At 61.9% G+C, this 25,865-nt stretch carries 19 protein-coding genes and 1 tRNA gene; 15 read left to right on the top strand and 5 right to left on the bottom strand.

What is annotated here, in order from left to right; all coding sequences use genetic code 11:
- Positions 1 to 650 precede the first annotated feature (650 nt).
- From IC757_RS14440 to IC757_RS14405, 8 genes are all read left to right on the top strand, one after another.
- Positions 651 to 727: transfer RNA gene (locus IC757_RS14440), tRNA-Arg, on the top strand.
- A gap of 312 nt (positions 728 to 1,039) precedes the next feature.
- Positions 1,040 to 1,408, top strand: a complete 369-nt coding sequence (locus IC757_RS14435; protein WP_190974986.1) for a hypothetical protein — start codon at positions 1,040 to 1,042, stop codon at positions 1,406 to 1,408.
- 124 nt (positions 1,409 to 1,532) lie between these two features.
- Positions 1,533 to 1,826, top strand: coding sequence for a DUF1778 domain-containing protein (locus IC757_RS14430; RefSeq protein ID WP_190974985.1), 294 nt, complete (start codon positions 1,533 to 1,535; stop codon positions 1,824 to 1,826).
- On the top strand, positions 1,819 to 2,334 hold the full coding sequence (locus tag IC757_RS14425; protein WP_190974984.1) for a GNAT family N-acetyltransferase: 516 nt from the start codon (positions 1,819 to 1,821) through the stop codon (positions 2,332 to 2,334). Before IC757_RS14430 ends, IC757_RS14425 begins: the two co-directional genes overlap by 8 nt.
- Positions 2,335 to 3,147: 813 nt before the next feature.
- Positions 3,148 to 3,999, top strand: a complete 852-nt coding sequence (locus IC757_RS14420) for a type IV toxin-antitoxin system AbiEi family antitoxin domain-containing protein (protein ID WP_317976580.1) — start codon at positions 3,148 to 3,150, stop codon at positions 3,997 to 3,999.
- A gap of 10 nt (positions 4,000 to 4,009) precedes the next feature.
- A complete protein-coding gene (locus IC757_RS14415) occupies positions 4,010 to 4,651 on the top strand; it encodes a nucleotidyl transferase AbiEii/AbiGii toxin family protein (RefSeq protein WP_263405571.1) in 642 nt (213 codons plus the stop codon).
- Positions 4,652 to 5,320: 669 nt separating this feature from the next.
- Positions 5,321 to 8,551 carry a DEAD/DEAH box helicase gene (locus IC757_RS14410; protein WP_190974982.1) on the top strand — a complete coding sequence of 1,077 codons (3,231 nt, stop codon included), beginning with the start codon at positions 5,321 to 5,323 and terminating at the stop codon, positions 8,549 to 8,551.
- Positions 8,552 to 8,724: 173 nt separating this feature from the next.
- The gene (locus IC757_RS14405) at positions 8,725 to 9,753 is read left to right on the top strand and encodes a M28 family peptidase (protein WP_190974981.1); all 1,029 of its coding nucleotides are present in this window, start codon (positions 8,725 to 8,727) and stop codon (positions 9,751 to 9,753) included.
- 42 nt (positions 9,754 to 9,795) lie between these two features.
- Here IC757_RS14405 and IC757_RS14400 read toward each other — a convergent pair whose 3' ends face one another.
- Together IC757_RS14400 and IC757_RS14395 are read right to left on the bottom strand one after the other, a co-directional pair.
- Entirely contained in the window at positions 9,796 to 10,794 is a 999-nt protein-coding gene (locus IC757_RS14400; RefSeq protein WP_190974980.1) for a hypothetical protein, read from the bottom strand.
- A gap of 302 nt (positions 10,795 to 11,096) precedes the next feature.
- A complete protein-coding gene (locus IC757_RS14395) occupies positions 11,097 to 11,600 on the bottom strand; it encodes a hypothetical protein (RefSeq protein WP_190974979.1) in 504 nt (167 codons plus the stop codon).
- 228 nt (positions 11,601 to 11,828) lie between these two features.
- On the opposite strand from IC757_RS14395, the gene IC757_RS14390 reads away from it, so the two are divergent.
- The 5 genes from IC757_RS14390 (at position 11,829) to IC757_RS14370 (ending at position 19,306) form a co-directional block, all read left to right on the top strand.
- Positions 11,829 to 13,205: a sigma-54-dependent transcriptional regulator gene (locus IC757_RS14390; protein WP_190974978.1), complete on the top strand. Its 1,377-nt coding sequence runs from the start codon at positions 11,829 to 11,831 to the stop codon at positions 13,203 to 13,205.
- Positions 13,198 to 14,490, top strand: coding sequence for a sensor histidine kinase (locus IC757_RS14385; RefSeq protein ID WP_190974977.1), 1,293 nt, complete (start codon positions 13,198 to 13,200; stop codon positions 14,488 to 14,490). Before IC757_RS14390 ends, IC757_RS14385 begins: the two co-directional genes overlap by 8 nt.
- 153 nt (positions 14,491 to 14,643) lie before the next feature.
- The gene (locus IC757_RS14380; RefSeq protein ID WP_190974976.1) at positions 14,644 to 15,894 is read left to right on the top strand and encodes an efflux RND transporter periplasmic adaptor subunit; all 1,251 of its coding nucleotides are present in this window, start codon (positions 14,644 to 14,646) and stop codon (positions 15,892 to 15,894) included.
- An 89-nt stretch (positions 15,895 to 15,983) separates the two neighbouring features.
- Positions 15,984 to 16,736 (top strand): ABC transporter ATP-binding protein, encoded by a 753-nt coding sequence (locus tag IC757_RS14375; RefSeq protein ID WP_190974975.1) that lies wholly within the window; start codon positions 15,984 to 15,986, stop codon positions 16,734 to 16,736.
- A 59-nt stretch (positions 16,737 to 16,795) separates the two neighbouring features.
- Positions 16,796 to 19,306: an ABC transporter permease gene (locus IC757_RS14370; RefSeq protein ID WP_190974974.1), complete on the top strand. Its 2,511-nt coding sequence runs from the start codon at positions 16,796 to 16,798 to the stop codon at positions 19,304 to 19,306.
- 14 nt (positions 19,307 to 19,320) lie between these two features.
- Here the strand turns inward: IC757_RS14370 and IC757_RS14365 are convergent, their stop codons facing one another.
- From IC757_RS14365 to IC757_RS14355, 3 genes are all read right to left on the bottom strand, one after another.
- Positions 19,321 to 20,535 carry an EAL and HDOD domain-containing protein gene (locus tag IC757_RS14365; RefSeq protein WP_190974973.1) on the bottom strand — a complete coding sequence of 405 codons (1,215 nt, stop codon included), beginning with the start codon at positions 20,533 to 20,535 and terminating at the stop codon, positions 19,321 to 19,323.
- Positions 20,536 to 20,625: 90 nt separating this feature from the next.
- Complete coding sequence (locus IC757_RS14360; protein WP_190974972.1) at positions 20,626 to 23,298, bottom strand: serine/threonine protein kinase; 2,673 nt, start codon at positions 23,296 to 23,298, stop codon at positions 20,626 to 20,628.
- Positions 23,295 to 23,894, bottom strand: a complete 600-nt coding sequence (locus tag IC757_RS14355) for an ECF-type sigma factor (RefSeq protein WP_190974971.1) — start codon at positions 23,892 to 23,894, stop codon at positions 23,295 to 23,297. Before IC757_RS14355 ends, IC757_RS14360 begins: the two co-directional genes overlap by 4 nt.
- A 250-nt stretch (positions 23,895 to 24,144) precedes the next feature.
- Here IC757_RS14355 and IC757_RS14350 point away from each other — a divergent pair, with 250 nt between their 5' ends.
- A complete protein-coding gene (locus tag IC757_RS14350; protein WP_190974970.1) occupies positions 24,145 to 24,939 on the top strand; it encodes a type II secretion system protein in 795 nt (264 codons plus the stop codon).
- Positions 24,940 to 24,973: 34 nt separating this feature from the next.
- Positions 24,974 to 25,861 carry a type II secretion system protein gene (locus IC757_RS14345; protein ID WP_190974969.1) on the top strand — a complete coding sequence of 296 codons (888 nt, stop codon included), beginning with the start codon at positions 24,974 to 24,976 and terminating at the stop codon, positions 25,859 to 25,861.
- The last annotated feature ends 4 nt before the right edge of the window (positions 25,862 to 25,865 follow it).

The raw sequence follows: 25,865 nt of genomic DNA, 5'->3' as shown, positions 1-25,865 counted from the left end.
CCGCGGCGTGGCAATCCCCATTTCGAACATTCCAGCACGTAAAGCAATGGTTTGCAAACCAATTGACCGGCGGGCAAGGGTCCAGAAGCCAACCCCGTTCATAGGTCCCGCAGCAGGAAGTCTTCCCGGTTCGTCGACGGATCAGTTAGAATGCCCATCATGTTCAGGCGAGGCCACCACCCGGCCGCGCAAACGAGCCGGCCGAGCCACGCCCAAAGGGTTCGCGTAGGATTCATCTACAATACGATTACAGAGCGCCCGTAGCTCAGTTGGATAGAGTGTCGGCCTCCGAAGCCGAAGGTCGCAGGTTCGAACCGAGCGGCATAGCCGCGAGCTCGCTGAATTGCGCAGCAATTCAGTCCGAAGGACAAGCCCGCTTTAGCGGGCGCAGCCATCCTGCCGGGCCGAACCCGAAGGGTTCGCGCAGGATTCGCCTACAATACATGCACAGAGCGCCCGTAGCTCAGTTGGATAGAGTGTCGGCCTCCGAAGCCGAAGGTCGCAGGTTCGAACCGAGCGGCATAGCCGCGAGCTCGCTGAATTGCGCAGCAATTCAGTCCGAAGGACAAGCCCGCTTTAGCGGGCGCAGCCATCCTGCCGGGCCGAACCCGAAGGGTTCGCGCAGGATTCGCCTACAATACATGCACAGAGCGCCCGTAGCTCAGTTGGATAGAGTGTCGGCCTCCGAAGCCGAAGGTCGCAGGTTCGAATCCTGCCGGGCGCGCCACTTCAAGAAAATTGCCTCGTCTACCCGACGGGGCATTTTCATATCCACTGCCCCAATTCGAACCTGCGACCATCAACAATCAGGTTCGCATTGTGCGCGTTAGCGCACAATCGCTGGAGCGAAGCGACAGTCCGAAGGACAAGCCCGCTTCAGCGGGCGCAGCAATCCTGCCGGGCGCGCCACTTCAAGAAAATTGCCTCGTCTACCCGACGGGGCATTTTCATATCCACTGCCCCAATTCGAACCTGCGACCATCTGGTTTTGATCCACTTTCGTGGACACCTGATCCTTTAAGAATAGGAGGTGTTCCAAATGCCAAAATCCCATTCCCCATATCGGGAGGAGTTCCGCAAACAGATGGTCGACCTGCCCGCCGCGGTCGACATGCTGGGCTGCGCGACAGTGCAGGTCGAGCAGCACCTTGAGAACGGGGGTCTGATCGGGGTCGAGAGCAAAGGCCGCACGCTGATACCGACCCTTCTGATGCCCGATGGATGTATCTTGCCCGGGCTGGGGAAGGTGATTCAGGCGATGGAGCTTGCGTCGCCCTGGTTGCGACTCATGTGGCTGATCACGCCCAATGATCGCCTGCGTGGTCGAAGTCCGCTCGAAGCGCTCGAATCCGATCCCGACGAAGTCGTATGGGTGGCCCGACGCATGGGGGTTCAGGGGGGGGGGTGAACTGTACTTCTGAGGCGCATCGAGTTCGGGGGATTACCCCCTTCACAAACGCCCAAGTGCCACCTTGCGGCTGCAGGACTTCCCCTGTAGAATGTACGGCAAATATCCGTACATGAGCACGTCCATGGCAACCGCAACGAATTCCAACCCGCCCGCGCGGGACGCCCGGCTGGATTTCCGGCTACAGAGTGAGCACAAGCGCCTGATCGAGCAGGCGGCGGTGGCCAGTGGCCAGACCGTCTCGGAATTCGTGCTGTCGCGCTTGCTTGATGTGGCTCGCGAGACGGTCGAGCGAGCGACGACCACGCAGCTCAATCGCCGTGACCGCGAGGCGTTCCTGGCGCTGATTTCGGAAGATTCCGAGCCCAACGAGGCGTTGCAAGCCGCTGCCGAACGCTATCGTCGTCGAGGTGGCTGATCCGGCCTGGACGATCGAGGCGCTGAGGAAGGGGCATGATCGCAAGTCCTTCGACTGCGGTGTCCCGGAGCTTAACGAGTACCTTCGCCGCTTTGCCCGCCAGAACGAGGCTGCAGGAATCAGCCAGCACTTCGTGGCCCTTGGTTCCCCGGGCTCGCATGACGTTTATGGCTACTATGCGCTCTCGGCAGGTGCCGTGGCCTTTGATCATGTGCCAAAGGACTTGCGCAAGCGCCTGCCCCGTTATCCCATACCGGTGGCGCACCTTGGTCGGCTGGCTGTCGCCCGATCCGCTGCCGGCCAGGGTCTGGGGGAGCACCTGCTGATGGATGCCCTGGCCAGAACCCTGCGTGCGGCCGACGAAATTGGAATCCATGCTGTCGAAGTGGACGCAATCAATGATGCTGCACGCGCGTTTTACCTGAAATATGGATTCCAGCCGCTGAAGGATGATCGGCATCACCTGTACCTGCCGATTTCGACGGTGAAGAAACTGAACCTCGTCTGATAGAGACGTGCGAGTGGGGGTGAGCTCGGCTCCAGTCCGCATTGGTGGGCCTTGAATGCCCCGCGGGAGCAGTCCTTCCAGGCAGGTCGATTCAATCCCACTGAATGGAGATGACGGCCCAGCCAACCGATCGGGCCGCGTATCGCGCGTGAATCCATCGGGCAGGGTTCTGGAGGGGCGGTCGCTTCCAGTCACTTTATAGAGTTGTCATTTTGTCCATCATGGATGGACATATCGCTCTATTGGTAGAGCGCTCGGCAAAGTCGTCCATTGGGCAGGCCCGATCGCCGATACCGGTAACCGGCTTTTCTGGGCAGGGTGCCTCCACAAGGGAATAGGGTAAACCCTTGCCCAGCTGCGTTGGCCTCCTGCTGGGGGCATAACAGGGGGGCGGTGCCCAGTTGAATTGTTTCGGTGCCCGGTTGAGCGAGGATGCTGCCGGTCGGCAGGGCTCAATTGAGCGCACCGGCAAGTAAAAAGTACGGCCACCCGGCTGAGGGGCTTGCGTGTTGGCGTTGGCAGTAGGGGGACAGCCGGGCGACCGGGACTGATAAAGTAACACGCCAGCCGGACTTGTTGTTGAACTACACCAATTCGACCGCGCATGTCCACGCTGCCTGATACGCTGAAACTCCCACATTGCTTCATGCTCGAATCGCGGGGTGCGGTCAGCGGGACTGCCGGACGAAGTTCAAGCCGGTGCTCCAGATTTACCACCAGATTCTCCGTGCTCGTGGTCAGGCATCCTCGGCCCTTTACTAATGCGGTCATTAATCAGCAGGCATTCAGCTTGCCTCTCAGCGTCCGTGGACAGTGCAGGCGAGAACGCAAGGGCGGCTTGTCGGAACGGGAAAAAGCCCTGGAGTGAAGCCGTTGCGCGTGTTCTCGGCGCTTGACGTAGTCCCCGCTACACCTGCGTGCCGACGCCTTGCCACGAACGCTGAGAGGCAAGCTGTGTGTCTGCTGATTCGTGCCGGGTTAATAGTATGCGATGGCCGGGTTAAGCAGGGCTGGCTGGAGCGTCTCGCTCGCGGCGTTTTCCGTCGCCCGGGAACGAGTGCCCGGTCGTCGGACAGAATCGACTGGAAGACCTGTGTGCTCTCGTTGCAGCACATCATGGGCTACACCGTCCATGTGGGAGGCATGACGGCCTTGACACTTCAAGGCTACACTCATTACCTGGCGCTTGGCGACAAGGCGCCCGTCTGGCTCTACGGTGCAGACGCTCCCAATTGGCTGAAAAAACTGTCCTTGGACGCTCCGCTGGAGATCCGCAATCAGCGCCTGTTTGGAGATCCAGAGATGGGGCAATTGGAAGTCCAAGGCGAGCCGGATTCGGGCCGAGCAGGAAGCCCCCCATGGGAGTGGTCGATGAGGATGTCCGGGCCGGAACGTGCCGTGATGGAAGCCCTGGATGAACTCCCGGATCATGTGAGCTTCCACAATCTGGATATGGCGTTCGAAAGCCTGACGACTCTGCGCCCCAAACTCCTGGGTTCCCTACTGAATGATTGCAGGAAGATCCAGGTCAGGCGCCTGTTCTTCGTCTTTGCCGATCGCCATGGGCATGCCTGGCGCAAACGGCTCAATCCCGAGGATTTCGACCTCGGGCGCGGGGACCGCGCCCTGGTCAAAGGCGGAACCGGCATCAATCTTATACCGTGATCTGCCTCGTTTGTCCGTTGATATCAACCTGACTTATCTCCCGGTGATGAACCGTGCCGACAGTCTTGCTGAAATCGATGCGGCCCTGGACCGAATTGCCGCAGGCATCGAGCGAACTGTGAAGGGAGCAAGAACACAGCGAATGGCCGGCGGGCGTGGCGGCGAGACATGGGTTTTCGCTCGGCTTGGCAGCGCTGAAATCAAGATCGAGACCTCGCCGGTGATGCGCGGCGTCGTTCACGAGCCCGAATGGCGGGAGGTCAGCGAGGCTGTTCAGGATCGATATGGGTATGCTGAAATCCAGGTGGTGTCGTTCGAGGATCTTTTCGGCGGAAAACTGCACGCCGCCCTGGATCGTCAGCACCCACGTGACCTGTTCGATGTGAAGTTGCTATACGACAATGAAGGACTGACCGAGGGTATGTTCCGGGTTTTTCTGGTGCACGTAGCGAGCTCCTATCGTCCGCCCCACGAACTGCTCGGTCCCCGCGCCTACGACCACGACCAGGTGTTTCGGCAGGAGTTCGCAGGCATGACCCGTGAGCCTGTGGCGCTAGTGGGCCATGCGGCAAGTAAGGTAACACTCAGCCGCCGCACAAGCGCCGAGGGCAGGGCAGGCGAAGCCGCATGGCGACTTTCGCGCAGAGAATGAAGCCTTGCGAGCGGAGCCGTTGCTCGTGTTGCACTCGCTTGAATTGGCGACGGCCAGTCCTGCGCTCGCGCGCCTTGCCCACGACGCTTGTGCGACGGCTGAGTGTTACCTAACTTGCCGCATGGCCCACTAGATGACCTGCATGCCACGAGAAGTCGTCTGATCGACGATGTCCGTACGTGCCTGGATGCCAAAGCCACTGCGTTCTTGCTGTCGTTGCATGAGGGCACACCCGACTTTTCTTCCATTGAACTGGAGCAAGCCGCTGAACTGCCGGCGGTCAAATGGAAGCTGCAAAGTCTTCGACGCTTGATGGAGCAGAATCCGGACAAGCATGCCGCGCAGCGTGAAGCGCTCCAGGTAGTGTTGGCCGGCGGCGAAGTGTTGGCCGGCGGCGCAGCGCCTTAGATTCAGCTGAAAGCAACTTGCGATCCCGGTGGGGGGAGCTGGCGCTTCGGAGGGTCTATGCAAGGATGTAGGTAAAACCCTTGCAGGAGCTTCGAATGAGGCAGCATAGAACATGGACAATGCGGGGAAGCCGTTGATCAGTTGCTTTCAGGTTGGGCTGCCTCGGATTGATGCAAGGGGGTACTGGCAGCGCTCGGGGTGACGCGGGCCTGACTGTCGTTACAATGCACCTGCTTTTTTGCCGACCTGAGATCCGCGCCCATGCCCCGAAAGATCGACCCCCGCACGTACGATGAATGTCTGTCGCCGCAATGGCTGGAGACGGAGGTCGATCCCGGGAGCTGGAGGCGTGGGCTGAAATACTTTCGCGAGGGTCGGGCTTCGTTGGTCGATGTCATTGTGGTGGAGGAAGGCTATCTGGGGATTCTCGGTCGTTGTCAGGGAAGCCGTGTCGATGCCTACGAGCAGGAAATCAGCTTGATCCCGGAGCGTCAGGGGGTGTTGCTGATGGGGTATTGTGACTGTCCGGTAGGGTTCGACTGCAAGCATGTGGTCGCCGTGATGCTGGAGTGGCAGCGCCAGATGTCGGGCAGTGGGGTCGAGAAAGCGGATCCGGTTGATGCCTGGCTGGAGGGTCTGGCGACCTGGACCGAGGGTGCGGGTCAAACCGGTGAGGAGGCGCTGCTCTATTTGCTTGCTCCCGCGCAGCGCAATCCGCAGACCCTCGTGCCGGAGTTCGCTGTCGCCCGCCCCCGCGCGGATGGATGGACTCAGGGGCGACGCACGATTCCTGTGACACTGAACAACCCTTGGCAACGTCCGGGCTATCTGAGTGGCGCCGATGAGGAAATCCTGGCCTTGATCCGCGCCTGTCTGCCTGTGCATTCTATTGGCCCTGGGTTCCAGTTGACCGGGGCCAGTGGTTATCTGGCGCTTGAGCACATGGTTCAGACCGGGCGCTGTTTTCTGAGTTCTGATCGTGATCAGCCACTGCTCTGGGGGCCAGATCGGGAGTTGCACGTGAACTGGAATCGGGATGATGGGGCGTTTCGGGTTGACCTGTCTCTCGCCGAGGGTGGGCAGATGCTGGATCTCGATCCGCCGGCATATCTGGATGTCGGGCGACATCTGGTTGGACGGCTTGACGGCCCATCCGGCCTCGACCGGGCGCGGGTGCGCGCGCTGGTGACGGCGCCGCCTATCCCGGCTGATCGGGCAGCGAGCGTGGCCCGGGCGATGGCGTTGACCCTGCCGGATATGCCGACCCCGGTTGCGGTGGAAAGGCAGGACATAGCGGAGGCACCGCAGCCGGTGCTGAGGGTCGATTTCGACCCGCGCGTTCCGCAGATGGCAGATGCGCGATTGCATTTCCTCTATGGCGGTCATCACGTGGATCCGGGAGGCGAGGCGGTGCTGAATCTGGAGGTCGAGGCCGGCCTGGTCAGGATCCTGCGGGATCTCGATGCCGAGCAGCGGGCGGTCGATCAGCTCCAGGCACATGGTCTGACGCGCCTGCACGGCAAAGCCGATCAGTTCATTCAACCTGGATGGAAGCCGGACGCGGCGTTGCGCGATGCCTGGTTTGCCTGGCTGGAGGAGGAAAAGCCGCGACTGGAACGGGCCGGCTGGCAGATCGAGGTCGTCGAACCATCGGGCGTCACTCTCAGCCAGGCCAGCGATATTCGTGGCGAGGTCGAGGAGTCGGGCAATGACTGGTTCAGTCTGCGTTTCGATCTGGAGTTCGATGGCTGGGTCATGCCGTTGCTGCCCCTGGTCAGTGAATTGCTGGAAAACTACGAGCCCGGCAGCTTGCCGGAAACGCTGTATCTGAATGCCGGCCAGGGGCACTTCGTGGCGGTGCCTGGCGAACGCATCGAGCCGGTGCTCACGACCATCATTGAATTGTTCGACCGGGTTGATGGCGACGCGCTCGAACTGCCGAGACCCGATGCGGCGCATCTGAATTATCTCGATGGCATTCCGATTCAAGGCGCGACTTCGCTGCGCAAGGTCGCGGCGCAACTGCGGGATTTTTCCGGTCTTGAGTCCGTGCACTTGCCGACCACTTTCAAGGGACAATTGCGTGATTACCAACAGCACGGCGTCAACTGGTTGCAGTTTTTGCGTCGGCGCGGTTTTGGCGGCATCCTGGCCGATGACATGGGGCTGGGCAAGACCGTCCAGACGCTGGCTCACCTGGCGGTGGAAAAACGTGCCGGCCGCATGCAGCACCCCAGCCTGATTGTCGCGCCGACTAGCCTGATGAGTAATTGGCAACGCGAAGCGGCTGCATTCACGCCCAAGCTGAAGGTGCTGGTGCTGCAGGGGCCTGAACGCGTCGAGCGTTTCGAATTCATTGATCAGGCCAACCTGGTGTTGACCACTTATCCGCTGTTGCCGCGCGACCGCGAAATTCTGCTGGCACAGGAATGGCACTACGTGATTCTGGACGAGGCCCAGCAGGTCAAGAATCCTCGAGCGCAGGCCGCGCAGGTTGTGCGGCGTTTGAAGGCCACGCATCGACTGTGCCTGACCGGCACGCCGATGGAAAATCATCTGGGGGAGCTCTGGGCCCAGTTCGACTTCCTGATGCCGGGGTTTCTGGGGGATCAGCAGACGTTCCAGCGCCAGTACCGTACCCCGATTGAGAAGCATGACGACCGCGAGAAACTGCAGTTGCTGACGCGGCGAACCGCACCGTTCCTGCTGCGACGCACCAAGGATCTGGTCGCCAGCGAACTGCCGCCCAAAAGCGAGCTGTTGCGAACGGTGGCCTTGGAGAGCAAGCAGGCCCTGCTGTACGAAAGCGTGCGTTTGACCATGGAAAAGAAGGTGCGCAAGTCGATTGCCAGGCGCGGCCTGGCGCGCAGTCATATCGTTGTGCTCGAGGCGCTGCTCAAGCTGCGTCAGGTCTGCTGCGATCCGCGCTTGTTGCCAGCTGCGACGCGTGGGGCCCGCGCGGCCGGCTCGGCCAAGTTCAACCTGCTTTTCGAGCTGCTTCCCGAATTGCTCGAGGAGGGCCGCCGAATCCTGCTGTTTTCCCAGTTCACCACCATGCTGGGCTTGATTGAGTGCGAGGTCAAGAAACGTGGTATCGCATACAGCAAGCTGACCGGGCAGACCCGCAAGCGGGACGCAGCCATTGAAACATTCCGGTCGGGCGCGGCCGATCTGTTCCTGATCAGCCTGAAGGCGGGCGGCGTCGGGCTGAACCTCACCGAAGCCGATACCGTCATTCACTATGACCCTTGGTGGAACCCTGCTGTCGAGCACCAGGCGACTGGTCGCGCCCATCGCATTGGGCAGGGTAAACCGGTCTTCGTCTACCGGCTCGTTGCCGAGGGGACTGTAGAGGAGCGCATGCTCTCGCTGCAGGAACGCAAGCAACAGCTGGCTGATCAGGTCCATGGCAGTGGTCGTGCACCCGACCAGCCACCGATTGACGAAGCTACGGTCGAGGCACTGCTGGGTGGATCAGGCGGTCACCATTGATCCGGCACGGGTGTCGTCGTTCGGTCGTCACGGCGCGAAACAGGGCTCGAAATAGCAGGTTGGATGGTTGTAATTGGAAGCTGTGTGTCTGCTGATTAGTGACCGCATGAGTATCAGGCAGGGCCTATGCAATCGGCATACAATGCTCAGGAGTCTTGCCGGGAGATCAGCGCATGACCGGTACACGCCGAATCGTTATGGCTGCCCGGATCGGCTTCTGGTTGGCGATTGTCGCACTATTGGCTGGATCTGTAGCCTGGATGACCAGAATGCCGGGAGAAAGTGTTTCCGAACCACTGGCCGAACTGACCTCGCTGGAAGCCCGGTGGGCTGCCCGCCTGGAGCGCGATGTGTATATGCTGGCCGACGAGATCGGAGTGCGCAACATGGGCCGGCCCGGGTCAATGACGCGCACTGTCGAATGGCTTGACGAGCGCTTTTCCGAGTCGGGGCTGAGACCGGTTCACCACCAGTACACGCTTTCAGGCAGCGGCCATGCGGATGCGACCGCCGTCAATGTCGTCGCCGAAATACCTGGCTCTCGCCGTGCGGACGAATACGTCATCATCGGTGCCCACTACGACACTGTGCCGGGCTCGCCTGGGGCCAACGACAATGCCTCGGCGGTGGCTGTCCTGCTGGCGCTGGCCGACTGGTTTTCAGACCGACCGCAGTCGCGCACCCTGCGTTTCGTGGCGTTTGCCAACGAGGAACCGCCCTTCTATCTGTCGGCCGATATGGGTAGCTACGCTTATGCAGACAGTTTGCGGGCCGCCGACGAACAGGTCAGCGCCATGATGGCGTTGGACGGGCTGGGTTTCTACTCGACAGAACCGGGTTCCCAGCAATTCCCCGCGCCGGGACTGGGCCTGGCTTACTCCGATCGAGCCGAGTTCATTGCCTTCGTCACCCGGATGCGGGACCGCTCCGTGCTCACCCGCTCACTTGGTGCCTTTCGCCGGGAAGCCAGCATTCCTTCCGAGGGTGCAGTGCTGCCTTCGTTCCTGCCCGGGGTGGGCTGGTCCGATCACTGGTCGTTCTGGCAGCACGGCTATCCGGCATTCCTGGTCACCGACACCCTGCCGTTTCGCGACCCGAACTACCACTCCCCGGCCGATACGCCACAGCGCCTCGACTTCGAACGCATGGCGCGGTTGGCTGTTGGGCTCAGGGCCGTTGTCCTGGAGCTGGCTGGTGAGTAAAGAAGCCCTGGGTGTCGGCTGAGTAACGACCTTGTTGATCTCCTACTGAGCCCAGCTTTCAAACTGATCCATGAAGACACTGTCAAGCATGTGAGCAGGGGGGGCGGTCTTGATGCGCAGGTCATCGATGGCATACCACTCTTCCCTGCGCTCCTCGTTGCTAAAGCCACGCCAGAAGTCATTGCCACCAATCGCGACCACGTTCCACCTGGGCATCTCGTCCACCTCCATTTCCGGCACCCACATCACATCGGCTCTGGTAATGAGAATTCCGTCATGCCATTGCTTGAAAACGCCATCCATCACTCCGGGTGCGGAGTTCATCTTCACGAAAATGCCTACCTTGGTCCAGCTGCCTGGAGGGCCGTAGACCTGTTGGTGAGCCGCCGTACTTTCGATGAGGCCGCCATGAAGTTTGTCGGGCACGGGGTTGAGCAGGTGACTGGTCCAATTGCCGGTAAAATCGCCGGAGTTGATCAATGACCGCGGCAGGCCTGAAATCATGTCGTCGGTCAAGCTGTACTGTTCGCCGTGCTTGCCACCGCGAAAGGCGAGCCGGTTGCTCACACCACTGGATCCGGCGCGGTAGTTCCAGAGCATGGTGGGACCGTGTTCTCTGCCGCTACCATAACCGTAGAAACTGCCCTCCCCGGACCAGGAGGTCACCCGAAACATCTTCGAGGTGCCCGTTGGTGTCCAGTCCTCCGAAAAGCTGACATAGAACTCGACATATAGCTGCGAATATCCTTCCTCGAAATACTTGGCCAGTATGGAATCGGAATTCCAGCGCAGCCAGCCGGGGTCGTGATAGTCGCGCCATGATACAAAGCTCTTGCCACTTTCGCCGCGAGCCTTGTGCGCGTTGCTGGCCAGTACTTCTATGGCTTCATGCCGATCCTCATGCCCCGTGGAAGGCGCCCAGGTCGGATCCTGGCGAATGGAAAACCAACCGTCTGGAATGGTGTGCGTGGAAGCATACTGGCTGCGATCGGTACTCCACATGGCACTGGTCCAGTCGTCCTGGCCATCGAAGGTTTCCACGAAAAGCTCCTCCGTTTGGGCCGACGACAGGACGAGCAGGCCGCTCAGCAGGCAAAGTAAGCCCCGAAGGGGGGCACGGTTGGGTCCCACTCTCATTAGCAGCAATCCCTTTTTTTGTTCGATGTTGATGCTCTCGGGTATCAGGCTGGCCCACTCTGCGTGAGCTCGGCCTGAAAGGCGGCAAGCAGCGGTTTGACCCTCGAGTCCTGGAAGCAGTCCCTGCCGCAATCACCCAGCCGGATGTGATGCTACCCGACTCCTGCCTGCTTGGCCATCACCCAGTCGGTTGTTGGGCTACCGGCTCAATGGGATACCGCCGCCGACCAGCCCGGGTGTTCAAAGTGCTCGCCGTAGGCTTTGAGTACGGCATGCAGTTGATGCAGGCCGTCGTGCGGGTCGTCCGACTCGCGCAGGGTTGCGGTGGCGCCGAAGGTGGCGGCCAGCAGCTTGTGCAGCTCGGCATCGGCATCGGCCGGGAGGTTGCAGTTGGCGAAGATGAATTGGACCTGTTCATCGACCTGATCGGCCAGAGACGCGGCTCCCTTGCTGTTGAGCGCGCCACTGCGGTAGGCGTCATGGGCTTGTGCGAAGGCCTCGAAGATTCCGTCCATGCCGGTGCGCAGCGACTCGTCGGTGCCCCAGCGTTCACCGTTGTTCAGGGCCAGCTCCAGCTCTCCGTCGTGGTGATGATGGTGATGGTGGTGGTCTTCCGGTTCTGCTGCCGCCTGGATCATACCGGCAGCGAGGCAGGCTGCAAACAGGATGGCCCGGATGGGCAGGGAGCGGGTTATGTGTGCCTGACTCATTGACGATATCCTCGGCTAAAAGATGCTTGCATTATACCTGTTAGACCCCTGCCGTATGGAATGGTGGGCGAACTGACCAAGGCTCAAGAGTGCCCGGAGAAATCCCTTGAACTTGAGCACCGTTCCGATAAGCTTGGGTACGGTCATGGGACCCTCCTCACTGGTCAGCTCTCAGATCACGCGACCTCGGCCCAGACGAATTCCGGATAGACCCACAGAAGGTGGCCCATGGACATGAAGGGTTCGACCATCATTGTCGCTGACGATCAGGCGGATGTTCGGCAGGCGCTGCGCCTGATGCTGAAAAAGGAAGGCTGTGAGGTGGTCTGTGTCGCCTCGCCGGAGGCGGCGCGGGCGCGGATGACAGAAGGCGGTATCGACCTGGCGCTGCTTGATCTCAACTATAGCCGCGATACCACGTCCGGTCGCGAGGGTCTGACACTGATCGAGGACATCAGGACGGCAGACCCAGAAACACCCCTGGTGGCGATGACGGCCTGGGGGTCGGTGGAAGTGGCCGTGGAGGCGCTCAAGGCGGGGGCGTCGGATTTCATCGAGAAGCCCTGGGACAATGTTCGGTTGCTGACGGTGATTCGTAGCCAGCTTGAACGTGCCAGGGCCTGTCGCGACCAGCGGCGCTTCCAGGCCATCTCGGAAATCCAGCGTGATGATTCGGGGGGCGGGGAGCTGGTGGCCGAAGCACCGGCGATGAAGGCGATGCTGGAGACCGTGGGCCGGGTGGCCAGCGCCGATGTCTCCGTGCTGATTACCGGCGAGAACGGTACTGGCAAGAGCCTGGTGGCGGAGATGCTGCACCGGCGCTCCCTGCGTGCAGGGCAGGCCTTCGTGGCGGTCAATATGGGCAGCATCCCGGAGCATCTGTTTGAAAGCGAGATGTTTGGACACCTGCGCGGCGCATTTACCGATGCCCGTGAAGACCGCATCGGTCGTTTCGAGCTGGCCGATGGCGGCACCCTGTTTCTCGACGAGATCGGCAATCTGCCGGAATCGCAGCAGGCCAAGCTGTTGCATGTGCTGGAGTCGGGCCAGTTTGAACGTGTCGGCGGCACCCGAACGCATGCGGTCGATATGCGTGTCATTGCCGCGACCAATGCCGACCTGCCCGAGCGCGTGCGCGCGGGAGCGTTCAGGCAGGACCTGTATTTTCGTCTGAATACCATCGAGATCCGTGTGCCGCCTCTGCGTGAGCGGTGTTCGGATATTCCGCTGCTGGCGCGACATTTTCTGCAGCGCCATGGCCGGCGCTACGGCCGTTCGCTCACGCTGTCGGACGCGGCAGAGGAAGCCTTGACCGCCCATGACTGGCCGGGCAATGTGCGCGAGTTGAGTCATGTGATCGAGCGCGTGGTGCTGCTCGGTGGTGAAGACGTTGTCGAACCGCAACATCTGAGCCTTGATCGCACTTCATTGTCCAGCCGCAAGCGGGTCTCCGGCGAAGTGATGCCGCTGATGGATGCCGAACAGCTCTTGATCCGCAACGCGCTGGATCGCTTTGGTGGCAATGTTGAAGCAGCGGCGCAGGCGCTGGGCCTGAGCCGCAGTGCGCTGTACCGGCGATTGCAGAAGTTCGGGATCGATGTCTAGGCCTGGCAGGCGCCCGGCTCTTGAGTGGTCGGTGATGCTGGCCATGCTGCTGGCCGCGGGCATCGTGGTGCTGGCCTGGGCTAGCGCGGTATTGCTTCCGGCTTTGCCGGGCTGGCTGCCGTGGTCTGCAGCCCTGGCTGGCGTCGCTGTGCTGGCCTGGTACGTGCCGGCCAGGATTCTGCGTCCGCTGGGTAGCCTGACCAACGTACTGGGTGCGGTCCGGGGTCATGACCTGGCCGTACGGGCGCGCGCCGATCGGGCCGGCTTGATGGGTGATCTGGCCCGGGAGATCAATCGCCTGGCCGATGGTTTGCGCGAGCATGGTCTTGGCATTCGCCAGGCCGATGCGCTGTTGGCAAAGCTGATGCAGGAAATCGACCTGCCCATTCTCACTTTCAACAGCGCCCGGGAACTGGTCGCCGCCAATCCTGCAGCGGAACAGTTGTGCGGCATGCGACTGGAATCCGGGGTGACCGCCGACACCCTGGGCCTGGATGACGTGTTGGAGCAGACGCATGACGAGCCGGTCAGACTCGAACTGGCCGGCGGCAGCGGCCGCTTCCTGGTGCGGCGTCGTCCATTCCGAAATGCCGGACAGGCCCATATCCTGCTGGTGCTGACCGAGGTCGGCGATGCACTGGGTGCCGAGCGCCGCGAAGCCTGGCAAACACTGGTGCGCGTGCTGGGCCACGAGATCAACAATTCGCTGGCACCGATCAAGTCCATATCCCAGACCCTGTTGTCGACCGATGGGCCGCTTGATCATGCCGAGGTGCGGGAATGCCTGAGCTTGATCGCCTCGCGTGCCGATGTGCTGGAACGCTTTGTGGGTGGCTACGCGGCCCTGGCGCGGTTGCCCGCACCGGCCATCAGCACGTTCGAGCTTGGCGAGTTGATTGCGCGTGTCGCGGAGCTGGAGGTCCGTGTGGGCGTTGAGCTGGACGGCGCCTCCATGACCGTGCGGGCCGATGCCGATCAGCTCGAGCAGGCCCTGATCAATCTGGTGAAGAATGCTGGCGATGCCGTGCCGGCCGAGCAGGGAAAGGTTGTTGTGCGGTGGCGCGCGCAGGATCCGGGTGTGTGCATCGAAGTGGTCGACAATGGTCCCGGGCCGCCGGAGTCGGACAATCTGTTCGTGCCGTTCTTTACCACCAAGCCGGGCGGCAGCGGCGTTGGGCTCTTGCTGGCGCGCCGCATTGCCGAGTTGCACGGTGGCGGCCTGACACTGGAAGCCAGGGACGAGGGGCAGGGCGCTGTCGCCCGGCTGTGGCTGCGCAGCGAATAAACGGTCTATTCCGGCGGTCGGAAAAATCCCGAATTTGGGATTGTCGGTCCCGGATTCGGGATTCACGGGGGGTCTCTGTATCGATGCGGATCGGGCAAGTGATTGAATTGATTGAGGTCGGGAAGTTGGCTCGATACTTGCTTACTATGGCCCATGGATATTCAACGCCCCGACCTGAAACGAAAGCTCTGGCGCAGGCGCATGCTGTGGGCCGGTGTGGTTGCTGTCAGCCTGACCGTTGCCGGGCTATTCGTTCATGATCTTGAGCCGGCCGTTCCCCGGGTGGCTGAAAGCGCGGTCTGGATGGACTCCGTGCGTTCGGGCGAATTCGTGCGTGAAGTCCGCGGGCCGGGCACCCTGGTGCCCCGGGAAACACGCTGGGTATCGGCCGCCAGCGCCGGAAGGGTCGAGCGGGTACTGGTCCGGCCCGGCGCCCTGGTCGAGCCCGATACGGTGCTGGTCGAGCTTTCCAATCCGGAGCTGGTGCAGGGAGTCGAGGACATTCGCTGGGAAGTCGATGCCCTGAAGGCGGGTCTGGCTTCACTGGAAGCAGAGCTAGAGCGTCAGTTGCTGGACGCGCGCAGTTCGCTGGCCGCGACCCGGGCCGAACATGAAAGCGCCCAGCTGGAAGCGGTCGCCGAGGAGGAGCTGGCAGAGCTGGGCATTGTTTCGCGCATTCATCATCAGCAAAGTCGGCTGCGCGCCGATCAGCTCGGCGTTCGCACCGAACTGGAGACCGAACGTATGGAACGTCTGCAGGCCTCGGTCAGCGCGCAGATACAGGCCGAACGTGCCCGTCTTGAGCAGGCGAAGCAGCGCTATCGTCGCCAGCAGCAACGTCTGGATGATCTCAGTATCCGGGGCGGTGTGGCCGGGGTGCTGCAACGCGTCGACGTGGAAGAAGGACAGCGGGTCGACCCGGGCGTCAACGTGGGGCGCGTGGCACGTCCGGATGAGCTGATTGCCGAGCTGCGCATCTCGGAAAGCCAGGCGCGCGACATTCAGCTCGACCAGCAAGTCACCATCGATACTCGCAATGCCAAGGTGCCGGGACGTGTTGTTCGCATCGACCCGGCCGTGGTGGGCGGCAGCGTGCAGGTGGATGTGGAACTGATGGGTGAATTGCCACCGGGTGTGCGTCCGGATCTTTCCGTGGATGGCACCATTGTCCTCGAGCGACTGGAAGATGCCCTGTTTGTCGGACGGCCGTCCCATGGTCAGCCGGAGTCCACCGCCACCCTGTTTCGGCTCGACGACAATTCCTATGCTCACAGGGTCGCGGTGGAGCTGGGACGTGCCTCGGTCAATGTCATTGAAATTCGAGCGGGACTCAATCCGGGCGATCGAGTCATTCTTTCCGATACATCAAAGTGGGACAGTCATGACCGTATTCGCCTGGACTGATGATGGGCATGCAGGAAGATCGTCTCGGCTTTCTGTTCATATTCATTCTTTTCGCATCCAATTGTTTCTCACCGTGCATGAGCAAGACCATGAACTCTAAAGACCTACTGATCTGTATGCAGAACATCAAGAAGGTGTTCTACACCGACGAAGTCGAAACCCGGGCCCTGGCCGGCATCGAGCTGGATATTAGCCAGGGTGAGTACCTGTCCATCACCGGTCCGTCGGGATGCGGCAAATCCACCTTGCTATCGCTGCTGGGCCTGCTGGATCAGCCCACTGAAGGCAGTTACCGGCTTGCCGGCACCGAGGTGGCGGAGCTGAGCATCGCCGAGCGGGCGCGCATTCGCAACCAGGAGATTGGCTTCATCTTTCAGGCCTTCAATCTGATCGGCGATCTCACGGTGGCCGAGAACGTCGAACTTCCACTGAGCTACCGAAACGACACGGGCCGCAAGGAACGCCGTGAGCGGGCACTGGAATCGCTGGATCGGGTGGGCATGGCGCATCGTCTCAACCACTATCCCGCGCAGTTGTCCGGCGGGCAGCAGCAACGCGTGGCGGTGGCCCGAGCCCTGGTCGGTCAGCCTTCCATCCTGCTGGCCGACGAACCGACCGGCAACCTCGACTCGCGCAATGGCGAACAGATCATGAAGTTGCTCGAACAGTTGCATCATGCCGGGACCACCATCTGCATGGTCACCCACGATGCCCGCTATGCGGCCATGGCCTCGCGCCAGATCTTTCTGTTCGATGGTCAGATTGTCGACGAGGAGGAAATGGAACGACGCCGTGACGAGGAGGACATGCGGGTTCGCGAACTGGCGGCCGGTATTGCCTGAGCTTCATCGATTGCCGGATTTCGGTCCGGTTGTCAGCAATGCAAGAAACAAGGGATTTCATGGGAACGATACTGGAAGATCTCCGATATGCCATTCGGCAACTGACCCGCAATCCGGCATTCACGGTAGCGGCAATACTCACCCTGGCACTGGGTATCGGTGCCGTAGCGGCTATTTTTGCCGTGCTGCGCGGCGTGGTGCTCGATCCCTTGCCGTTTCCCGAGCACGACCGCCTGGTGCGTTTGACATCACCGGTGCCGGGTGTGGCGGAGGACGCGGTGTGGCACCTGTCGAATGCGCAGTACTTTCATTTTCGCAAACAGGCCGAGGCATTCGAAAGGGTAGGGGTCTGGCAGATCACCGGCCAGACCGTGCGCGTCGGCGATGAATCGCAACGAGCCCTGACCGCGATTGTCAGCAGCGACATGATGTCGCTGCTCGGTGGGCGGCCAGCACTCGGTCGTACCTTTGCTTCACATGACCATGCGCCGGATGCCAGCGCCGTGGTGGTGTTGACGCATGAGTTCTGGCAGCGGGAGTTCGGGGCCGATCCGGGAGTGATCGGGCGCATGCTGGAGTTCGAGGGAGAGCGCCACGAGATCATCGGTGTCATGTCGCCGGGGGTGCGCCTGCCAGGCGATGCCGACCTGTCCGATCGAGCTGAACAGCCCGAGCTGTGGGTCGCACTGCGACTGGACCCGGCCGGTCCTTACTTCAACTCTCATGTTTTCCTCGGAGTCGCCCGACTGGCCGAGGGAGTTCATCACGATCAGGCGCAGGACGAGGTGTCCCGCATGACGGCTCGTTTGCACGAGGAGTTCCCGGACGCCTATTTCGAAGGTTTTATCGAACAGTTCGGGTTCCGTACGCGGGTGACACCGCTGAAGGATTTCGAGCTGGGCCCGCTGGCTCGGCACCTGTGGCTATTGTTCGGCGCCATCGGGCTGGTGCTGTTGATTGCACTGGCCAATGTTGCGAACCTGTTCCTGGTGCGCATGGAGGGTCGGCATCGCGAACTGGCCGTGCGCGCCGCCCTCGGGGCCAGTCGGCGGGTGATTGCCCGGCATGTTCTGATCGAGGCCATGGTGTTTGCCGTCCTCGGTGGCCTGCTGGCCGTGTTGGGGGCCTCCATGGCCGTGCGTCTGCTCATTGCCAAGGCGCCCGAGACGCTGCCCAGACTGGACAATATCGGCGTGGATGCCGACGTCGGATTGCTCGTCGTCGCGGTCTCGCTGCTGGCCGGGGTCGTCTTGACCGCACTGGTGCTTGTTCGCTATCGACACGACCCGGCGGTCGATGTGCTGGGTGGCGAGACCCGTTCGACGACCGCGGGCATCGAGCGGCAACATATGCGCGCCGGTCTGGTCGGCGGACAGGTGGCCCTGGCGCTGGTACTGCTGGTCGCCGCCGGCCTGTTGGTCCAGAGCTATCAGAAGCTCAGCAGTATCGATCCCGGCTTTGAGCCGGAATCGGTGATTCGCATGCAGCTTCACCTGCCATTCGCGCAGTACAACAGCCACGAAGCGGTCTGGCAGTTCCATGGCGAACTGATTGAGCGTGTCGAGGCCTTGCCGGGCGTGGTGTCGGCATCGGTCGGCAATCCCTTGCCATTGTCCGGCGAGTACGCCTGTTCCGCACAGGACTTCGAAGGTGCGACCGGGGTTGATCTGGAAAGCAAGGGTGAGGATGCCGCCTGCGGCGATATCGTGTTCACCGCCCCGGGCTACTTCGAGACCCTGGGGATTCCGTTGCTGTCAGGACGCACATTCACACATTCGGACCTGGATCATCCCGACACGGGCGCGGTGGTGGTCAGCCAGACCTTTGCCGAGCGATTCTGGCCCGATCAGAACCCGCTGGGCAAGGGAGTGCGTCCGCTAATGATGCCGGGTGATCCGCCCGAGTACTATCGGGTGGTTGGCGTGGTCGGCGATGTGCCCGAGGCTTCGCTGGAGGGATCCAGGCCGGCGGCCATCTACTACCCCATCACGCCCAAGCCCGGTGAACGCTTGCCCTTGAACCCGTCGCTGCATCTGCACCTGATCGTCAAAACCGGGAATGCCGTGCACGCGGACACCATTGCGCGGATTCGCGATATCCTCGAGGCGCTTGATGTCGCGGTGCCCATCAGTCTGGTCGGCACCCTGAAAGAAGATCTGGCCGACTCGAAGAGCCAGGTCAGCTTCATCATGACGCTATTGGCGATTGCCGCGATGGCCGCACTGCTTCTGGCTGCCGTGGGTCTGTATGGAGTCATTGCCTATCTTATTGCAAGGCGAACCAACGAGATCGGCATTCGCATGGCGCTGGGCGCCACGCCGCACCAGGTCGTGCGCATCGTGGTGGCCGGATCGATGAAGATGGTGGCGCTGGGCGTAGGCGTTGGTCTGGTTGCCGCGGTACTGCTCACCCGCCTGATGCACGGCATGCTCTACGGCATCACGCCGGGTGACCCGGGTACCTATCTGCTGGCGGCGGGTTTGCTTGTGGTCATCGGATTGACGGCCGCCTATGTTCCGGCGCGGCGTGCCTCTCGGTTGAATCCGGTGGCCGCCCTGAGAATCGAGTAGATGGCTGACCAGGTTCAGGTCAGCAGGCTCAGGCTCTGGTCGGCCCATTTCACGGCTTCGATGTAGGCCGATGAGATGGTCTGGGGTTCCAGGCCGGACTGCGCCAGCCGTTCGGGATCCATGCGTTCGTAGGCCAGAACCGATTCGAGCAGTTGTCCCTGTTCGCCGCTGTGCTCGAGCAATGCCAGCTTGATCGGAGTACTCAGGATGAGGTTGTCGAGCAGTTCGATCATGGGCTGGTCCATCAGTGCATCGAGTACCGAGAACAGTCCGATGATGAACATCTGCCGGCTCAGCTCGGGAGCACTCTCGCGAGCCAGCAGCTCGCACATGCGGGCCCGGGTCATGGCAATCACGATCAACTCCCGAGGCTTGTTGTCGTCGAGCCGGGTCATGACGATCAGCGTGAGCCAGTTGCGCACATTGTCGAGGCCCAGCAGGACCACGGCGTCGCGGATGGATTCGATTTCTCGGCGCAGGGTGAAAGCGGCACTGTTGATGTAGCGCAGCAATTTGTAGGACAGCGCGACGTCCTGTGCCAGCAGTCGCTCGACTTCGTGCAGGCAGATGTCGTCGCGCTGCAGTCTGGCCATCAGGTTGAAGACCACGCCCTTGTTGGCCGCGATCGTGCGGTGCGTCAGGGTCTGCGGCCGGCAGAAGAAATGACCCTGAAAATAGTCGAAGCCCAGGTCGTGGCAGAGCTGCTTCATCTCCTGGGTTTCGACCTTCTCGGCCACAAGCCGGGCCGGCAGATTCTGCAGCCGCTCGACTTCACGGCCCAGTTGCTGTCTGTCCTTGTCCAGCACATCCACCTTGATGTAGTCGGCCAGCTCGGCCAGCGGCAGGACGCTGTCGTCGTACTCGAAATCGTCCAGGGCGATCTTGAAGCCCATTTTCTTGAGTCGTTTGACTCCGGCGATGACGTCTTCCGTGGGCGCCACCGACTCCACGACTTCCAGCACGCAGTTCTCCCTGAACATCGGTGTCAGTGACTCGCTGGTGATGAACTGCTCGGGAAGGTTGATGAAGACCCGTGCGCTGCCGGTGAGATTGTCGATGCCGATGTGCAGAAACGAATTCAGTATGGTCTGCCCCGAAGCCAGATCGCCGTCACTGAATATGGCCCGGTCGACATTGCTGTTTCGATACAGCAGCTCGTAACCGATGACCTTGAGGTTTCGGTTGTAGATCGGTTGACGGGCGATGTACAGGTTTTCGGTGAGCGCCACTGCTGCGGTCCCGTTTCATGCAGGGAGGTGGGTTTCATGACTGCCCGGTCAGGGCGAGCCAGGTTCAATCTTAGCCCATGTGGTCGCAGGTCACGTTGAAGAGCTCTCAAGCCGCGACAGTCGGTTTAGCAGGTCGCGCATGATGAAGTGGTCGGGGTCGACGAAGTCATCCAGTTGCTGTTGCGCCTGTTGCAGCCGGTCGCGGGCCTGCCCAGGCTCGCCCTTGAGCTCGTCGAGTCGGGCCAGCAGCTTGTCGGCCAGGAGCTCGTTCTGCCAACCCAGTTCCAGGGTATCGAGATGGGCCAGCACATCAGCCTGGCGCTCCCTGTCGACTTCCCGGTTGATCTCCGTTTCGGCCACCAGCGCAATCAGGCTGAGCAGGACCAGGCTGCCCGAATCGGCCGGATTGTTGGACGCCAGGATCTTGTCGGCGATGTCGAGTGCGTTCTCCGGCTCGCCCTCATCCAGGCTTTCCGATGCCAGACGAACTGCACTGTTGATGGTCCAGGGATCGGTGGGGCCGTAGGCATTCATGCGCAGGTCGAAGGCCTGTCTGATCTTCTCCATGCCCCGGTCTGGCTTGCCCTTGCGATTGAGGGTGAGGCCGAGATTGTTCAGTACCACCAGGGTGCGTTGGTCGTTGCGACCGTGCATGCGGGTTCTTAACGCCAGGACCTCGCGCTGAATGGCTTCGGCCTCATCCAATTGGCCAAGGTCGCTCAGCGCAGAGGCCTTGCTGAGCCGGGCGCTGACCGCCCGGGGGTGGTCGGCTGATTCGGCCCGGGTCCATTCGTCTTCCAGTTGCTCCAGCGTGTTCAGGGCATCGTGCACCCGGCCCAGGCGGGCCTGCGTGTTGGCAATGTCCTGCAGTACGATGCGCGCCGCGCTTGCGTGGCCCCCGGCACGCCGATAGTTCAGCGAACGCTGATAGTCGTTGAGCGCCCTGGGCAGTGCACCGCGTTGCGCGGCGATATCGCCAAGCCCCTTGAATACGATGCCGCGAACCAGCTCATCGGCAAGGTCCGGGTCGGCGTCGAGCTTCGCGGCCAGTTCCTTCAGGCCGCTTTCAGCCTCTTCCAGGCGGCCGACCTGGCGCTGGTGAGACAGCCTCAGTGCCCGCAACTGCAGCGCCTCGCCTTCGCCCTCCGGGTCGATCCGTGCCATGCGCTCGGCAAGCTTAAGTGCATCCAGGGCCTGATCGATGAGTTGCAACTGGTGGTAGTTGGAAGCCACGCTGCGGGCCATTTCCGAACCGATCATGGGCATGTCGACGAAGTGTTCGCCGATACGCTCCAGTGCCGTGCCGAGCAGGGCACGGTCGATCAGCGTTCGCCCCAGGTCGGCCAGGTCGAGGGTCTCGCGCAGTTTCGCCGGCAGGTCGCCATCGGCCCCCAGTTCGTGTTGACCGAGCTCGTCTTCCAGCCATCCCATCACGGTTGCACCCATGTCGGCCGGGTCCAGTGTCAGCAGCAGCTCGTTCTGGAACTGGGCGACATGCTCCAGTTCCAGGCGCCTTTGTTCGGCTTCCAGGTAACTGGTCAGGGATGCGTTGAGGCCGAAGCCAACGGCCAGCACCAGGGCAATGCCGCTGCCCAGGGGCCAGCGGCGGCGCCGGATGAACTTGCCGATGCGATAGCCGACGGCGTCCTTGCGTGCGCTGACCGGCTCGTCGTCCAGGAAGGCGCGAATGTCGGCCGCCAGCGCCTGGGCAGTGGCGTAGCGGCGTTCCGGTTCCTTGCGCAGGCAGGTGAGCACGATGGCGTCGAGGTCCCCCTTGAGCTGTTGCTGCAGCGACCGGGGTGTAGTGCTTCGTGCACTTGCCACTTCGTTGTTCTTGCCGTCGATCTGTCGGGATGGCGGCAGCGGCTCCTGTTCGCAAACCATCCTCTCCAGCTCGGCCGGGCTTGATGTTCGGGCATCAAGTGGGAGGCATCCGGCCAGCAGGTGGTAGAGCATCACGCCCAGGCTGTAGATATCGCTGGCGGTGGTCAGGGGCGCGCCCTGAATGCGCTCCGGGCTGGAAAACTCGGGGGTGAGTGCGAGCAGTCGGGTCTGATTGTCGTCGGAGGTCTCGTCTTCCATCAGCGACGCGGTGCCAAAATCCAGCAGCTTGGGTTGCCCGTCGTCGGTGACCAGCAGGTTGCTGAACTTCAGGTCCTTGTGCAGCACCAGGCTGCGATGCGCAAACTGCACCGCGTCCAGGGCGCGCAGGAACAGGGCCAGGCGCTGCCGGATGCCGAGGCGTTGCGTGTCGCACCATGTGTTGATCGGCAGGCCTTCGATGAACTCCATGACCAGCCAGGGGCGACCGTCTTCGAGGACTCCACCGTCGAGCAACCCGGCAATGTTGGCGTGATTGAGGCGGGCCATGATCTGGCGCTCGCGCACAAAATAGTCGCCCAGGGCCGGGTCGCCGGCAGTCGCCACCAGCTTGAGCGCTGCGATTTGTTCAAAGTCGCCCTCGACCCGCTCGACCTGGTAGACGATGCCCATGCCACCACGGCCAATCCGTTGTTTGACCCGCCATGCGCCGATCTGGTCGCCGCTTTCCAGTTCTCCGGGAAAGGGCAGGCTGGTGGCTGCCCGACGTACGCGCCAGCCGATCTGCGTGCTGGTCGAGCTGTCAACCGCCAGCAGGTCTTCCAGCTCCGTGGCCAGGGCTGGATCGTCGCGGCGCAGCGCCTCGAGCGCGCCGCGACGGGCGTTTTCCGGCAGGGCGACGAGTTTGTCGAACCAGTTCTGGAGGGTGTTCCAGTCGTTCATGAGAGGTTGAATGTATCTCCGAGTGTCTTTGCCAACCAGGCCCTGGCGAACCTGAGCTCACGCGAGACCTTCATGGCCGAGACATCAAGGACGGCAGCGACTTCTCGGGTGGTCATTCCGCCGAAGTAGGTCAGCACCAGAATCTCGGCTTTCTGTTCGTCGCGTTGCGCCAGGGTCGTCAGTGCCTGATCCAGTGCCAGGAAATCGACTTGTTCCTCACCACCTTCCCCTGCGGGCAGTTCGTTGTCCTCCAGGCTGACCTGCAACTTGTCGCCGCCGCGCCGTTGGCTGGAGCGGGCCCGTGCCTGGTCGACCAGGATCCGGCGCATCATGCGCGCGGTCATGGCGTAGAAATGCGATCGATCGACAAAATCGACACTGGAATCGACCAGGCGCAGGAAAGCTTCGTTGACCAGTGCCGTGGGTTGCATGGTCGCACTGCGCTCGTGGGCCATGTGTCCGCGCGCCAGTTGAATCAGCTGGCGATGAACCAGCGGCATCAGCGCCTCCAGGGCCTGGTCATCCCCGGAGCGCCAATCCCTGAGCAGCCGGGTAATCGGCTGTGTCTCACTCGCAGAGATCGCTTTTCTTGTCATGGCTGATCGGCTGGTGTTGTCCCCCGCCTGGTTGTGCTTGTTGTGCGGCGTTCGGGGCGATTCCTGGACAAAGTGTTACAGGACGGCAAGAAATCACGCTGAATACGGTAACAGTCGCGGATTTGAGTCTATCAGAAGCTTCGGGGAGCGCGGTGTCAATGCCCTCCCGCCGGACCGAAAGTCGAGGGATCCGCTAGTGGACAAGTCCAGATACAGCAGCCTTTGAGGCATCCATGGAGGCAATAGCAAGATGAAGAAAGTCAATCGGTTCAATGGTCGGCAGTCCGGCTTCACCCTGGTCGAGATGGCCGTGGTGCTGGCGGTCATCGGTCTGATCCTGGGAGCGGTCATGATCGGGCTGGATATCCAGCGCAATGCCGAGTACACCAAGGTCAAGCAGAAGTTCATCGATCAGTGGGTGGTCGCCTACAACGCTTACTACCAGCGTACCGGCGTGCCAGTCGGTGATTCCCAGATCCAGCCACAGTTGATGGTCAACGGTGAGCGCTTTGTCGATTCCGGCAACTCATCGGGTGGCGACATGAGCGATATCGAGCCGTTGGAGGTGATCTGCGAAGGCGACAATCCGGCGCTCGATGGCCTGGCCAATGTCGATGCCGACCGCAGCCTGCGCACCCTGATGCTGCAGGCCGGTGTCACTCTGCCGCCGGGCCGCGGCGAGGGTTTCGAGGATCGCTACGTGTATCTGGACAGCAACGGCAACCCGCAGGAGATACAGGTCTGCTTCGGGTGGAATCCGCCGGATACGCCCTCGGGATCGGGCAACGTCATGGTGATTACCGGCCTGACGCCCGACCTGGCCCGCTACCTTGATCAGGCCATTGATGGCCAGGCCGATGCCCGTGAAGGCATGTTCCGGCAGGTCGGGCTCAACGGAGACGGCGACCGCAACCAGCCGGGGCTGCAATGGAATACCGACAACACCTACGGCATCGGTGACGAAGCCGGTGAGCCCGGCGCAGGTCCGGCACTCAACGAGGCCCAGGTCATCACCGTGGCCGCCCACTACAAGATGAATCAGTGATCCCGGTATTGACCGGACGATGGAGGAAGATCTCATGAAGCTGACAAGCAGTCATCCTGCCGCCGATTCGCGCGGCTTCACCCTGGTCGAGATGGCCGTGGTCCTGGCCATTATCGGACTCATACTCGGTGCCCTGGCCGTGGCCAAGGACGTGCAGCGCAACGCCGAATACAACCGGGTGGCCAACAAGTTCGTCATGCAGTGGCGTGCGGCCTACGACCAGTATTACCAGCGCACCGGCTCGGTTGTCGGCGACTGCCAGCAGGCGCCGACCTACATGATCAACGGGGCCGAGACCAACTTTGACGGTTCCGGAGGCGATGTCTGCCAGCGCACCAGCCCCTGGGCCGGTGGCAGCGGCGCGGCCGGCGTTCCGGCCAACTTCACCGATACCGGACTGAGGGTCTGTAACGGCGAGGGCTACCCGGCCAACTCCGTCGGCCCGGGCGATCCCGAACTGGCCGAACAGAACCTGCGCGACCTGATGTTGCGATCGGGTATTACCCTGCCGGCCGGTCGCGGCGAAGGCTTCGAAGACCGCTATGTCTACGAAGACTCCAACGGCAACGTCGCCGAATTGCAGGTCTGCTTTCAGTGGAACCCGCCGGAGCAGGCATCCGGCTCCGGCAATGTCATGGTCATTCGCGGCCTGACCCCCGATCTGGCCCGTTACCTCGATCAGTTGATCGATGGCCAGGCCGATGCACGCGAGGGTCGTTTCCGCATCCAGAACGAGGGTCAGCGCTCCGACGAGGCCGGCGGCGCCAACCAGCCGGGCCACCAGTGGGCGGCCAACGTGACCCACTCCCAGAATCACTTCGTGGTCGACCCGGATGAGCCGGCCAACGCCATCGCCACAGGTCGTGCCTTCAATGAGGACGAAGTGGTGCTGTTGACCGCGCACTGGCGAATGGACCAGTAATCCC

The sequence above is a fragment of the Wenzhouxiangella sp. AB-CW3 genome, from assembly GCF_014725735.1.
Classification (GTDB): Bacteria; Pseudomonadota; Gammaproteobacteria; order Xanthomonadales; family Wenzhouxiangellaceae; genus Wenzhouxiangella.
This window is presented reverse-complemented; position numbering and strand designations above follow the sequence as displayed.

Coding starts and splice junctions, on each gene's coding strand:
- IC757_RS14395 (WP_190974979.1), bottom strand. CDS start 11,600: ATGAGTCAGGCACACATAACCCGCTCCCTGCCCATCCGGGCCATCCTG.
- IC757_RS14390 (WP_190974978.1), top strand. CDS start 11,829: ATGGACATGAAGGGTTCGACCATCATTGTCGCTGACGATCAGGCGGAT.
- IC757_RS14355 (WP_190974971.1), bottom strand. CDS start 23,894: ATGACAAGAAAAGCGATCTCTGCGAGTGAGACACAGCCGATTACCCGG.
- IC757_RS14380 (WP_190974976.1), top strand. CDS start 14,644: ATGGATATTCAACGCCCCGACCTGAAACGAAAGCTCTGGCGCAGGCGC.
- IC757_RS14375 (WP_190974975.1), top strand. CDS start 15,984: ATGAACTCTAAAGACCTACTGATCTGTATGCAGAACATCAAGAAGGTG.
- IC757_RS14370 (WP_190974974.1), top strand. CDS start 16,796: ATGGGAACGATACTGGAAGATCTCCGATATGCCATTCGGCAACTGACC.
- IC757_RS14430 (WP_190974985.1), top strand. CDS start 1,533: ATGGCAACCGCAACGAATTCCAACCCGCCCGCGCGGGACGCCCGGCTG.
- IC757_RS14435 (WP_190974986.1), top strand. CDS start 1,040: ATGCCAAAATCCCATTCCCCATATCGGGAGGAGTTCCGCAAACAGATG.
- IC757_RS14385 (WP_190974977.1), top strand. CDS start 13,198: ATGTCTAGGCCTGGCAGGCGCCCGGCTCTTGAGTGGTCGGTGATGCTG.
- IC757_RS14405 (WP_190974981.1), top strand. CDS start 8,725: ATGACCGGTACACGCCGAATCGTTATGGCTGCCCGGATCGGCTTCTGG.
- IC757_RS14350 (WP_190974970.1), top strand. CDS start 24,145: ATGAAGAAAGTCAATCGGTTCAATGGTCGGCAGTCCGGCTTCACCCTG.
- IC757_RS14360 (WP_190974972.1), bottom strand. CDS start 23,298: ATGAACGACTGGAACACCCTCCAGAACTGGTTCGACAAACTCGTCGCC.
- IC757_RS14345 (WP_190974969.1), top strand. CDS start 24,974: ATGAAGCTGACAAGCAGTCATCCTGCCGCCGATTCGCGCGGCTTCACC.
- IC757_RS14410 (WP_190974982.1), top strand. CDS start 5,321: ATGCCCCGAAAGATCGACCCCCGCACGTACGATGAATGTCTGTCGCCG.